The 13788-nt window shown below is 41.6% G+C and carries 10 protein-coding genes; all 10 read right to left on the reverse strand.

All coding sequences use genetic code 11. The features are described 5' to 3' along the window. Position 1: 1 nt before the first annotated feature. A complete protein-coding gene (locus AC5JP1_RS08605) occupies positions 2-4003 on the reverse strand; it encodes a pilus assembly protein (RefSeq protein WP_493843817.1) in 4002 nt (1333 codons plus the stop codon). Between the two features lie 82 nt (positions 4004-4085). After that, on the reverse strand, positions 4086-4889 hold the full coding sequence (locus AC5JP1_RS08610; RefSeq protein ID WP_493843818.1) for a PilX N-terminal domain-containing pilus assembly protein: 804 nt from the start codon (positions 4887-4889) through the stop codon (positions 4086-4088). Next, positions 4889-6001 carry a PilW family protein gene (locus AC5JP1_RS08615; protein WP_493843819.1) on the reverse strand — a complete coding sequence of 371 codons (1113 nt, stop codon included), beginning with the start codon at positions 5999-6001 and terminating at the stop codon, positions 4889-4891. Before AC5JP1_RS08615 ends, AC5JP1_RS08610 begins: the two co-directional genes overlap by 1 nt. A 1-nt stretch (position 6002) precedes the next feature. Further along, positions 6003-6593, reverse strand: coding sequence for a type IV pilus modification protein PilV (gene pilV / locus AC5JP1_RS08620; protein ID WP_493843820.1), 591 nt, complete (start codon positions 6591-6593; stop codon positions 6003-6005). Beyond that, positions 6593-7093, reverse strand: coding sequence for a pilus assembly FimT family protein (locus tag AC5JP1_RS08625; RefSeq protein ID WP_493843821.1), 501 nt, complete (start codon positions 7091-7093; stop codon positions 6593-6595). The genes pilV and AC5JP1_RS08625 overlap by 1 nt, the downstream gene beginning before the upstream one ends. Positions 7094-7365: 272 nt before the next feature. Continuing rightward, complete coding sequence (locus AC5JP1_RS08630) at positions 7366-8214, reverse strand: ComF family protein (protein ID WP_493843822.1); 849 nt, start codon at positions 8212-8214, stop codon at positions 7366-7368. A 41-nt stretch (positions 8215-8255) separates the two neighbouring features. Further along, entirely contained in the window at positions 8256-9707 is a 1452-nt protein-coding gene (locus AC5JP1_RS08635) for a phospholipase A (RefSeq protein ID WP_493843823.1), read from the reverse strand. Positions 9708-10100: 393 nt separating this feature from the next. After that, positions 10101-12248 (reverse strand): cytochrome c biogenesis protein CcdA, encoded by a 2148-nt coding sequence (locus tag AC5JP1_RS08640; RefSeq protein WP_493843824.1) that lies wholly within the window; start codon positions 12246-12248, stop codon positions 10101-10103. Positions 12249-12295: 47 nt separating this feature from the next. Next, positions 12296-12856 (reverse strand): protein-disulfide reductase DsbD N-terminal domain-containing protein, encoded by a 561-nt coding sequence (locus tag AC5JP1_RS08645; protein ID WP_493843825.1) that lies wholly within the window; start codon positions 12854-12856, stop codon positions 12296-12298. 268 nt (positions 12857-13124) lie between these two features. Then, entirely contained in the window at positions 13125-13562 is a 438-nt protein-coding gene (gene gspG / locus AC5JP1_RS08650; protein ID WP_493844460.1) for a type II secretion system major pseudopilin GspG, read from the reverse strand. Between the last annotated feature and the right edge of the window lie 226 nt (positions 13563-13788).

Raw genomic sequence — 13788 nt, forward strand, 5'->3', positions numbered from 1 at the left:
ATCAATGTTCAATCCAGCTTAATGGATTGATACGCTTATCACTGTTAAAACCGTCTAAAACAGTACAAGTTGGACCAACACACTCGGTACCTATCACTTTTGGCTTACAACTGTCTCCTTCACAACGATTAACTAGTCCACTAAATATACTGGTATCGTTATACTGAGAAACAATATTATCGACAATACCTGAGCCCGCATTGAAAGTTGATCTTGTGGTCAAAACGTCATTGCCAAGGCTATCTAAACAGGTACCAAATGGCAAGCAAGTACGTTCACGTTGGGTTGCACCTTTAACACCAGCACTACACGATAAAATTTCTTGCCCTTTATCAGGATTGTATGAAGAAGATGTCAATATTCCTGCTAGAGCATCCGGTTCATTAAACATTTTCATTTTGTATGGACCAGTAGACTGTGGTGTTTCATTCAGCCAAGTATCAAATGGCATATACCACCCTTGTATCGAACCATTTTCCATTCTTTGCTTGATACCTGCCGAATTGAGATCTGCCGTCGAGAATGTCAGTTTTTGTAGTTTATCGTTTCTACTGGTAGTACCTGCCACTTTGTTTACAGGTGTACGCAAACTTATGGTGGGCGCCGTACCTGTTCCATAGAAGAACAAATCGCTACGAGCAACATCCTTATCAATGATGTTATACAAAGCATTGGGCACACTTCTAGTTGCCGTTACTGGATTGCTACGATCTCCAGTACCAACTGTCACCATCGCTTGTACACCACTAGCGTTACCTGACTCATTAGCAGCATCTTTGTAAGCATATTTACCATTATAGAAGGTAATTAGCGGACGCTCATAAATACGTGGCGGTGCATCTCCTACCCCAGATTGATCGCTAACATCTAATATTTTTACTACTCGATCTACTTTGAAGTTATCAGTATCTGCATCATTATTGATATCTGCTCGCCACACTTGACCACCCAGATCGGCGTAATATATATGGTCTACAAGACCATCGTAGTTTCTATCTAACGTTCTAACTTGTGTCACTACGCTATGTTTCATGTCTCCAGCTTTGGAGTATTGCAGTGAGCTAGAGCGAGAAGTACTATTACTACCTGTACCTTCACTATTTGCCCACCATAGAAGTTTGCCATTGTCTCGAGATACATTTATCTCTTCTTCATTATTTGACTTGGTTTGCACCTCTCCTACCTGCACCATATAGACACTACTGCCTTGAGCAGTACTCTTGTTGCTACATCTAGTATTGTTTGGATAATTTGTATTCAGTTTAAACGTTGAATCCTCGTAGCAAGTATCATATCCCCCTGGCAAGAAACTAACCATAACTCGTTTACCACCACTCTTTACATAGCCAAGTGCAGGTTTGCCCCATGATTGACCCATGTTGGCAAAAGCTTTTTGTTCTGCAGATGCATTCCCAGTAACATTGCCTTTAATACCGCTCAAAGCTGCCGTATCACCCATTAATCTATTGGCATAGTTTGATCCGACACCATAGATTATTTTTGGCGATGTAACACTTGAAACATCTAACGCATAGTATGTCGATCCACCCATACGTAAACCACCTAATGCAAAACTCTGGTCAGCTTCATAAGTATTCACAGTTGTCGCCGTTGCCCCTGTTCCTGTGGTTGTAGATTTATTGGTATAAGAGGCATACGTTAGCCATGGACCATCTACACCATAAGGATAACTACCGTCTTTAGCAGAACCCTTACTACGGATGGCATCAGGTTGTAAGTCAAGTATTTGTTTAGGTATAAAAGTGAAAACCTCTTTACCAGTACTATCATCAAGCATATGTAATGCTCCATCCATAGAGCCATATAGAAGATAATCTGTACGCTGACTAACATCAAACCTACCAGCAGCATCTACAGCGACTTTTTTAGTGATTAGCTGTGGTATAGAGTGTAATACACCACCAATATTCTTTAAGAAATTATCCTTAGTAGAGCTGAGTGTTGCACCATCTGTCACTGTTGTAGTTGTAGGCTCGCTATATCCCATGAAATTAAGTAGTGCTAATTTTTGATTATTACTATAATTTGATAAACCATCAAAATTCGCTGGTTTTTTGCTTGTATCTACTCTTAAATTGACAAGGCTATTACCACTATCGACAAATAAATTTCTATTACCTGCCGCAGGTGTTGTAGCGTTTTCAAAGATTTTTTGATAAGCACCTCCAATCTGTGGAGAGCCTCCATCGGGTCTCAAAGTGTCAGGTCGGGTGGTGTCAACAATAGTATTCCACTCATCTTGAGTGTTCCTTGCAAATAAACCTGCGCTATCAGCAAATACAAAATTATTATCGCTGCCAACTATAGTTGAGTTTCTTACTTTATACTTTTTAAGGTTACCTTTCCATAATAAGGGCGAGCTAGGAATAGGTTCGAGTATCGGTAAATAAGCAAATTGACGAGATTGTAAACCACCTAAACTATCTAAGGGTACAGCCATTGTTCCTGCTGATATTGGGTCAATCTCGGCAGTGCTAACATCTTCAATGAACTTTCTCACACTGTTAGCAATGTCTACAGACTCTTCAGTATAATAAAATCCGCCATTCCCATAGCCTTCACCTTTTTCCCCCAGTTTACAGAGATTTTTGGCATCCTCACTAATACCAGGAGCATCGCATTGATAGACTTGCACTGTCTCAACAGCACCACTAGGACGAGTAATGGATTTTGTTACTTTACCTTGTGCGGTTATTTGCTTGAAAACACTACCAAAACCTACAGTTGCTGTTGCAATAGGTACGCCTCTAGAGTTATCTTCGTTATACAGTAGTTTTGAATACTCTCCAGAGCATTCCCAACCAGAAGCACTATTTGTATCTGCTAAGTTAGAGTTACAAGAGGTGCTCATATCTGTCGAGCCCCCTACTAAACTTCTATTCATCAACTCTAAGGTATTGTTATCTGCGTTATTCGGCACACCGTCAGTCAAGAAGTAAATGCCATAACCATCACATTGGGTACTTTCTTCAGGGACAGGAGAGTTATAAATTAATTTGTCAGGTTGTCGCTTAGTACTATCACTAGATCGGCTAAATCCACTCGTCGAATTTTCTGCCCAATCTTTTGTAACCGCTTGGTAGTAATAGGTGAAAGTTCCATCATAATAATTGCGGCTAGAGTCAACATTTCCTAGCTGATTTAGGTTAAGATTTCTTTCATTATTATCTACTTGAGAGTAACTACTACATGCATAATATGTAGAGTTGTTGCGTGTGAACGAGTTTGAACTAGTACTATTACATTTGTAAACATCGTACCTATTATTGCTTGGTCTCTGATAGCTGGCACCAATCCCAATATACCTAGTCTCATACAAACTAGTTTGAGTGTTTGTTCCTAGCATATAAGCGCCTGCTTCTGCATAAGCATTAGCTATGGGCGTATTGGTTTCTGGATTCAAACCAATTATTGTACTAATAAGTTTTTTTCTATTGTTGAAAGTTAAGTCTAATACTGGCTCTTGTATTCTTCCTCCACCTTCAGATTGAGACTGGTAAAAAAAGCTTCCTAGTCCAATTTTATATTTTTTGAGATCAACATCAATACCAAAGCCACTGGTACTTTTGGGGTTAGCAAATAATGGAATAAGTGCCATCTTAAGACGTGACATACGATCGTAATACTTATTGTCACTATTTTGACTGGTTTTGTAGTATGTCACTTCATATTCTACGTTATCGACTATGTTCTTACCTTCATCATCATATACTGGCTGTTTTTCCTTAACAGTATAGCTATACCTAAAATTAATATTTGGATAATCGTTTGTAATACTGCTAGTACCCATACTTCCTGAATTATCTAGCATCATCATAATAGAAGCGTTGCCATAAGTCGCTCCTTGATATATCTCTAAATCAGAAGTATGCCCAGCACTGCTTGCCATACAACCCAATATAACAGTGGATAATAATTTTAGAGGCCAACCTGTTCCAACAGGATGGGCTTTATTAACTTTGATTCTATTCGAAACTTTCATAATAACCACCCATATATTAATTACTGTTGTAAACAAATCGATGTTTTTCTGTATTAGTGTGAAAGGTTGTGAAATTGTACTTTTAACTTCCTGATATGCATGTAACACCAGTAGGCTGGTTGATATATGTCTGTTGCTGAGTTTGATAAGCAGCACCCAATGCGCTCAAACAACTATCTACAGTATCAGTTCCTGTGCGTGGCTGTTTGAAACAGCCTGCTATAGAGGTAGTATCGTTACTGCTAGCATTCCCTAATGGTGCATTGGATAATGCTGGTATAACCGAAGTCACGTAACCTACAAAAGTAGTACAACCAATCGCTGCATTCACACCTGTCGTTGCCGGCTCTACATCATTGGTCGAAGTGCCTGAGCCTTCTTGAGATAAGATACCCGCACTTTCAGGTCGTACGAAAGTCATTTGGGTAATCACCCTACCTTCACTAACATAGTCATCGCTGTTGTCAGGGTTACAGTAGCCATTGTTTTTGTCCGCTAATAAGGCATTTTTACTATTGACCTCACTAATTTCAAGAATACTAAACAACTTTGTGCTACGGGGTCTAACACAGAAACTGACTTTGTGACCTTCGCGTTCACTACTAGACATATAACCTTTTAGAGTGTCATTTTTCTCACGACTATCGGCACTTAATATCCGATCCTCTTTTTCAACCTTTAACAAAGCTGCATCATTGGCTTGAAATAAGAGTTTATTTACTTGATCGGCAGTCGCTACTTTAAGATCAGTAGTGCTTTGTCTAACGGCAATCGCTCCTACTATCATAATCAAAGTCAACACTAACAGCACTACAATTAATGCCGCACCGGACTGTCCGTACAATCCTATCGACAATTTAGGACGATTTATATTCTTAGACTTCATTACAAACCTCCTCTAGCGTTACGTAGTAGCACCGTAGTTTCATAAACGTTGCGTAGATATGCTGGTCCGTTTATAGCGTCACTACTAAGCGTAGCGTTAACTCTATCAAGAACTGTAAACGTCAACTCGTTGTTCGCTTGCACAGTCACTGTTGGGTTATCTGAGCGTGCTAAAATACCAATTTGTAAGCTGACAATGCGCCTAGTACCGAGCGCTGTTGGCAAATTTGTTGAAGTAGGAATTGGTATATAGGCAATTTCCAAGCTTGCAGGATCTGTAGCAAAGGCTCTACTTGGAGATATACCTAGCTTCGCTCTAAAATAGTCAACATTAGGTATGATAATAGTACCATTGCCTGCTAAATTATTATTAGTCACAGCTGTCTCCCCTGGTACTGTATAGCTACTTATATCAATACCAGATGCACTTCCAGCAGCTGTCTCATCATAATCATAAATAGCCGATGCACAAGCTAATCCAGGGGTGTTAGGTGTGACTGTCGTATCCATTCGCACAAAGTATCGTTCAATCACATAGAACCCTTCTGGTATCGTAAAACCTTCACAGTCGAAACCATCCTCTCTGTCCGACCTGTACTGAATCGTCAGTTGATCGCTATTGGTGATACCCTCTAGATTACTTATGCTATTACCAGATGCATTACCTGACAACAAAGCTGCTGGAATAGCTGAATTATTTAATGTCAATCCTGATAAATTACCTTGTAACCAACTGACTGGCGTACCAGTACCGCTTGGTGCGGTAAGTACAACTCCTCCTTGTGGAGTTAGATGGTTCATAAAGAACTCATCGTTGGCTCCAATAGATTTAGCACCATAATTGGTTCGCCTTAGATGCTGCTGTATCTGAGAAAACCCAAAAATAGCATTATCTTGAATTTGTGAGCTGGCTTCTTGACGGCGACTGTTGACTGAGCTGGTATAAAAAATTTGTAATGCCGCAGCAGATATAAGTAAACCTAGTACTAAAGAAATCATCAATTCTACTAAGGTAAAACCGCCATTACGGACAGAGAATATAGTCGAGGCTCGAGAAAAATGACTAGAGCGCGATAAAGATGTGCTTGTAGATGTATAAACGATCGTCTTCACTTCATATCTCCATCATCATGCAAGTCGCTCTGGTATGATAATTACCTCCAGTAGCCTCTACAACGTCATTGTCACCTACTACTCGTTCGGTTAGGCAGTCAGTTTCATCATCTGTACCAATAGTAGCTGTGGTACTCCCCCATGCAGAAATTAGGCAGTAAGAGAACATGATATTATTTGCTGCATCTACACCTGTTCCTCCTGTATTAGGACAAGGATGCATTTGGACTTGAAAGTCATAATTTTGTAAGTCCATTTTAATTCTGAAGCTTTCAGCTACTGCAAGTTCTGTTGCTGTACAAAGTGAAGTTACTGCTACACCATCTAGACCACACTGACTGCTAGGTGCAGTAATAGAACCCATATTATTTATTTCGGTCTCATAAGTCGCAATAGCAGAGGGGTTTGCATGAATTTTTTCTGCTATGCTTCGCATCATGACTAATGATTGAGAGCGCTCAAAAGATTCGTTAGTAGTTTTGATTGCTTGTCCTTGTAGAGCACTATAGCCAAGCACTGCTACACTTAACAGTAGCAATGCTACCATCACCTCAATTAGTCCTACACCTTTCTGCGTAGATTTCGCTACCATCAGCAGCCCCCAGTGTTTGTAGTATTAATATTAGCAATTTTATTCACACGTACCTGGCCAAGCGTTTCATTGGTAGAGCCACTATCGCATATGGAATACAATATTTCGTCGTCACCTGCAATTAATTTATTAGGCTGAAAGACAACTGTCGTTACTGTTGTAGGTGTAATATTTATTATACTGCTTTCACTAATAGTATAACTAGATATGTCATTACCGTTAGCTTGCAAAGTGATATTTCTTGGCGTGGCAGAAGCATCGTATATCACACTGATATTCTGTCGACGAATGGTACTTTCAGCTTTGGCTTCTTTCAGAGCATTTTCTATTATAGAAGCCGTTGATTTAACCCGCTGGTTAGCAAGCTGTGTACTGATACTTGGTGCAGCAATACTTACAATGATAGCCAGTACCGCAATTGTCACCATGAGCTCAATTAAGGTAAAACCTGAATTAGCCATCAGTCTATTGGGTTGTCGATTATTCACAGATGCATTCACATCAAATCCCTATTTAGCACCGCTAATGTCTGTCTCTTATCAGGTTTTGTTTTAAAATGACTAAAATCTGATGTCGTCTTTGCTAATGATTTTGTAGTTAACTTAACTAATAACATGCAATTTTTGTTCCATAACATTCTGTTGAGTTTATATACAAAACGACAAAAATCCCTATTCAGTGTGTCAACAACTATATACGTATTTAATAATATATCGTGAAGGCAAAGAATTAGCAATATATTAATGATTTCAAATAGATAGCTTAATTAACACTATTGACTACCATGCGCTAAAGCATATGCTGAAATGTGGTAGTTACTATAGCGTTGAGCATTTATCGTATTTGGATGCTCAGGTCCGATAAATGCTCGCGCTAAAGCCTGTAAGCTTGCACCTGTCGTTGAGACATCATCGAACAACAACAAGCGTTTTACAAGAGGGCTCTGTGAGAGCGCGAAAGCATTATCTAGGTTACTTAGGCGTTCAGCACGTGTCAGGCCTTGCTGGCTCATCGTATCGTCAATGCGCTGAACACCGTGCCACAATGGAATGTTCCAGTGCTTTGATAGTTGCGCGGATAGAATACTGACAGGATCAAAACCTCGTTTGGCTAGGCGTTGATCGGTGGTCGGCATAGCGACAATCACACTATTATACTGATGACAGCCATGCGGGCGTGGCAGCTGGCGTATGACGTGTAGTAATAAAGGTAGCTTGGTCATGTCTTCATGATGCTTGAATGCCCAAATTGCTTGGCGTATTGGATAGTCGTAATACGTAGACGCTTGTATGGATAGCGATTTACCAAAAGCGATATCAACGTCAAAAGGTTCTGGGAGCCACGCGATACTATGATGACAGTGAGTACAAAGTAAGCCACTACTCAGGCGAAGTCTGAACTGATGATGGATACGAGTAAGTAAAGCGTCGCTATTCACCAGTGCGAGTTTGGGTTTTGCACTCTCAGATGTTGTGCTTGGCGAGTGACCAGCGTTAGATAGCGCGTGATGCGGTATTAGCTGAGGTGCTAATGTACTACGGTAAATACGGCATAGCTGGCAGCGTATATCTATATACTCTGCCAACCACAGTCCAGTTTGATACGGTGCTAAGTTGTGCATAGATTATTTATCATCATAATGCATGATAAGGCTCTGCTATATTAGAGACCTTTCCAATCATTAAGCACAATACCAAAGCCGATAGAGGTGTTTTCATGATTATAATCAACAATAGACTCGCCATACCCTTGGAACAACTGCACCATACCATTGACGTTTTCTGACAATGGATAGATATAATCGATTTGTGCAGCACCTTTATTGGTGCTTGGGTTATAGCGCAAAGTACCGCTGACACTCTGCTGGTCTGGCAAATCATATAAGAATTTGATATCGCCATAACCCATGTAATCTTCGATATCTGGGTTGTCATCATCGCTGCTACTGTCACTATTCACGCGAGCCCAGAGACGCGGTATGACGGATAGCTTACCCCACTCTGCCCCTGCCATCAGATAAGCACGGTTCCATGAACGTGATAATGGATCATCCTGACCATTTGAGTGATGCACAGCACCAGCCCCTAACATACGTAAACGTCCACCGAAGGGAAGGTCTGCTGTCACAGGTTGGGTCAAGAATATCTCTGGTTGATAGTCGGTGGCACGAAACGGTCGTGAGTTGTCTTCGTTATAAACCTGCCAATGCGACTCCTGAGTATAGCCAAACCATAAATCTGCACTGGTATCGAATAAATCTTCTGCTACTTTACTCTTCAGTGATAACTGAAACTTCAGCTCAGTTTCACGTATGTCATTAGAGTCAAAAGGCTCAATGTCTTGAGAAGGTGTGCTTGGGTTTAAGTTGGGATCAAAAGTATAAAACAACGGTAGCAAATACGTCGGTCGGTATGGTCTTACTGTCCAAGTACCGCGCTCGCTATTTTGATCCAGATCATAAGCTAGGCTCAGCGGTGTATACTTTTCGATATCTGTTTGGGTGACGCCTACGCTATCTAAAACCTGAATCTCTTGCTCACTATCTGCATCTGTATCCATACGCTTAGCAGCAGTCTGTTGAGTAGCAGCTAGACCTGTAGTTGTGCTGTTGCCATTGAAAGTATTGGTTGATTTTTCTTCTACAAAGACAACCTGCGGGTTACCTGAAATGGTCGTTTTAAACGTCTTTGCCAAATCAACGGGCTGTTTGGTCGTGGTATAGCTTGGGGTTTTTCCTTGCTCAGCCACCTTGTCAAAACACGCCAATCGGGCAGCACTACTCTGAACTTGCGTACAGTCAGAAAACAGCTTTGCTTGTTGAGCAATAAACTCTTTACTAATGACGTTGTCACTTTGAGCAGTGACGCTCGTGTATGTCTCATTATTGCTAGTATTCTGAGTCGTCTCCACGCTGCCATACTCAAATGCTGCTTCTGGTACTGGCAGCTCATTGTAAGTCTGGCTATTGTCAGCTGCTTGTACTTGTACCGCTGTACAACTCAAAGCGATAGCAACGGCAACACTCAAATGAGTATGCCTGGTTTGGCTACTGGCGTTACGACTGATTACAGTGGTACGTTGTAATTGACGCTGAGTGGTGATGTGGGCAAACATAAATGTCCTTTATCTAACCAGCATTATCGCTAGCAGAGTATGTGAATTAATTGGTATAACCGTTAGCGTCACCGCTAAAAAACAAGAAGAAATCAATAATACATAAACACCAAAGACAGTATTGACGGACTGATCTATCCCTGCACTATTGTTACTTTATTGTAATGAAAATATAAAGACTATACTAGCGTTATCGGCATATTAAATACGATCAGAAAATCCTAATCTCTATCCAAATAGATATCGGTATAAGATATTACAAGCATGATTTAATGACACTAAAAAACCGATGTACGGTTATTACGGTACACCGGCTGCTCTTTTATTATTAATCCTGAATAAGAATTCTACTCAAATTATTAAATATGCTTATTAACTACAGGTTGTTCATTATTAGTTATTCAGCGTTGTTAGAGTTTGCTCGAACTCTAAGCGACCGATTTCGCCTACTTGCTGATTAACCAATTGACCGTTTTGATAGTAAAGCAACGCTGGTGGACCAAATAATTTATAGCGTGATAAAACAGCTTTGGAATCTTCAGTCGTTTCTGTAATATCGAGCTTGACCAGTTGCCAGTCTTGCATTTGTGCTGGACGACTATGAAATAAATTTTTATCCATAATACGGCACTCAACGCACCAGTCGGCAGTTAAATCAACGATTACTTTTGGGTTGGAGGCAACAATAGTATCTAGCTCAGCAAGCGTCGTGATCCTCTCATCTTTTGAGCTATTGCTACCTACTGGATAAGTAGCATTCGACGGTGCCATCATTGGCGCGGCGCTCAATGACGCTAATGGATGTAAGCTATCATCATTTCCTAGTGCTGCACCCACGATCAAACAAGTGGCCCAAATACCCACAATGAGACTCAACGCTTGAGTCAGCATGCGACCTTTACCCAGCCAACTCCACGCCCATATCGCTACCACCATAAACCATAATGCCCATACCATCAGCATGACTGGTGATATAAACACACGCTCGATGAGGAGCAATGCCACAGCGAATAGCAATAAGGCAAAGCCTTGTTTGACCCAGTTCATCCACGCGCCTGCTTTTGGTATGATCTTGCCTTGGGTAGCACCTATTAAGATAAGCGGCGCTGACAAACCAAACCCCAGCATAAATAAAGCAGCAAAGCCTAACAACGGACTGCCAATGGTCGAAACGGCTAATAACGCACCAAACAGTGGCGCAGAGACACAGGGAGATACTACCAATGCTGACAAGAAACCAGCAATCAAACTGCCCCCCGTACTGCCCAGCTTACTGTCACCCGCTTGGCTTAGATTTTGCATTTTTCTACTTAGCACATGTGGCAAGCGTACGGTGAACGCATCCAACATATATAGTGCTAATAATACAAAAACAACGGCAAAGCTGATAAGAATAATCGGGTTTTGCAACCACCCAATAATACCTAGTGACTCCCCAAACACCGCGATAACCGCACCCAAAACACCATAGGCAGTGGCTACACCAATCGCATAACTGGTGGTTAAGATAATGCCACGTTTGACGGTTGGGTTTTGTTCACGGGCTACGATATTGGCAACGATGGGTAGCATCGGCAGTACGCAGGGCGTCAATGCCAAACCCAGACCTGCTAAAAATAGCAACACCAATGCAAGCCAAGGATGAGAGGCCAGCCCAAAAGGATCACCATCGACCAGCGTATTGCCAGCGACGTTTTCGCTACTGGTCGCGCTGCCTGAGATGTTCGTATCTGTCCCAGAAATCGTGGTCGTCGACGTACTGCCATCTAAAGAGTCATATTCTAAAGTGCTGTCATCAATGAGGTCATAGTCAATAACGTCGTCATCTATCAATGCTTGATCGTTATCAGACTGAGTTATATTGGATATACCAGCCTCTATCGATGTCGTCTCATTGTCATTCGTTGATGCTGTCACATCAGTCAGATTACTACTCGCAGCAGCGCTATCAGTACTAGCGTTGCTTGATCTTACCTGTGGCGACGTCGCTGCGATGTTAACTGTAGTTTTGATTTTTTCGGGTGGATAGCACAGCCCTGCTTTTGCACAGCCCTGCCAGCCAATGACAATCGCTGCGTCATTCATGCTTGTGCCATTGTTACTAGTTAATATGGTCGTTGCGACCATATTGATTTGATCAAACACCAGCACCTTACCAAAGGTCGGATCATCGATTGAGTATGGCTGTTGGCTAAAGGTAAAAGGGGCTGCATTCACGCCAGCCGGTAGCGTGAGTTTTATTTGATCTTTGTAAACATAATGTTCGGGCGTGATATCAAAATTGATAGACAGGCGCGTACCTGTTTGGGTAGGTGTACTACTGCTAATGACCTGAAAAGCCTCATCCACTGGCAAGAATTTCGACTGTGCGTTGCTTTGACTATTGCCAAATAAATCACTCAATCCTGCAGCTTGCGCTGTTATTGGTGCCAAACCAGTTAACAGCGAGCTGCTTGCAATAGCAAACGCTAATACGTACGATTTTTTTGGAGACGTTTTAGCAGTTCGTGAGAAAGGTTGTGATGACGCCTTGATGGACATGAATAGCTACCTGTTATGACTGATATGTGAATCGACCTGCGCGATACTTATTTGAGCGTTGCAGCAACATTTACCTTGGTTTTGATTTTTTCTGGTGGGTAGCAAAGCCCAGCTTTTGCACAGCCCTGCCAACCAATCATAATTGGGACATTTTTTGCTCCTTTACCATTACTGGTCGTCAGCATCGTAGTTGCAACGATGCTTCTTTGCGTAAATACAGGAACCTGACCAAAGGTCGGATCATCAATCGATACAGGTGTCTGATTAAAAACAAGTGGGGCTGCGATCACACCTTTAGGAAAGCTTACAGTCAGCTTATCTTTATAGACATAGTGCCCTGGCGTGATATCAAAAATAATAGATAATCGCGTACCCTTAGATGTCGCCTTGGCACTACTGAGAACTTGAAAAGCCTCATCAACTGGCAAAAATCTCGATTGCGATGAGCTACTACTATTAAATAAATCGCTCAATCCTGCAGCCTGTGCACTTATCGATGTCATTGATAACGCGACTATCAGTGAGGCACTGGTGACAGTAAACGCATAGCGTTTGGCGGCGCGGTTGTTGAACGCAATTATTCGAGATGCTGGCATTTTAATGGGCATAAATCGTTACCTTTGATAATGGCTAGCAGTAAAAGTTTGGTAGTAAAAATATAACCTCAGCGTAGACATACTGATAGCTGATAAAGGTATCAACCCCCCAATACACCACTCATACCAAACGATGAGCACTTTATAAGCTGATAAAAAATATCAACCAATAAGGGATTATTGGTTGATAGTTAGAGGGTAGTAAATATGAGCGAGTGACCGAACATATTTGAAAACACTATAATGCTATGGGTTTTATAAGCATCTGTACAATAAAACGCTATAGCTGAGCGTAAAGATCCGCGTCCTGACCCTCACCACCTTGCTGCCCATCTGCACCCAATGAAAACAAATCATAAGGGCGACCTTCACTACCTGGGGCCACATATTGCATCTCGTTTTCCCAACCATCTGTCGGATAGCCACCCTTTATATAACCACCTTCAGGGTAGTTCTTCGCATCGGCAGGCGGTGTTGTCAGTGCCTCTAATCCTTGAGCCGTCGTTGGATAGCGTGAATTATCGACTTTGTACATATCTAGTGCATTTGAAACAGTAGCCAGCGCGGTTTCAGTCGTTTTGACACGGGCTTTATCGCTTTGTCCGACGACTTTAGGTACGACCAAGCCCGCTAAGATAGCTAAGATCACGATGACGACCATGATTTCAATCAGAGTAAACCCTGACTGCCTAGATCTATGTGCTGAACTGTACGGCATCGTTGAAGACAGCGTCTGATGAACACTTACAGTAGCTGAGTCATCTAATATACTGTTGTCATTTTTGGCGTTGTTATTGTTTGTAGTATAGGCACTTATTGGAATCGTATTCACTTGAGAGTTGTCAGTCATAGTCATCGCTTTGGTCATCACAGTTATGTCAGTGGTAAAAGTAGCATTCTAGTGGCGCTTACTACTGTCAGATCTTATTAGTAATATCCTACAT

The organism is Psychrobacter sp. H29, assembly GCF_059073055.1.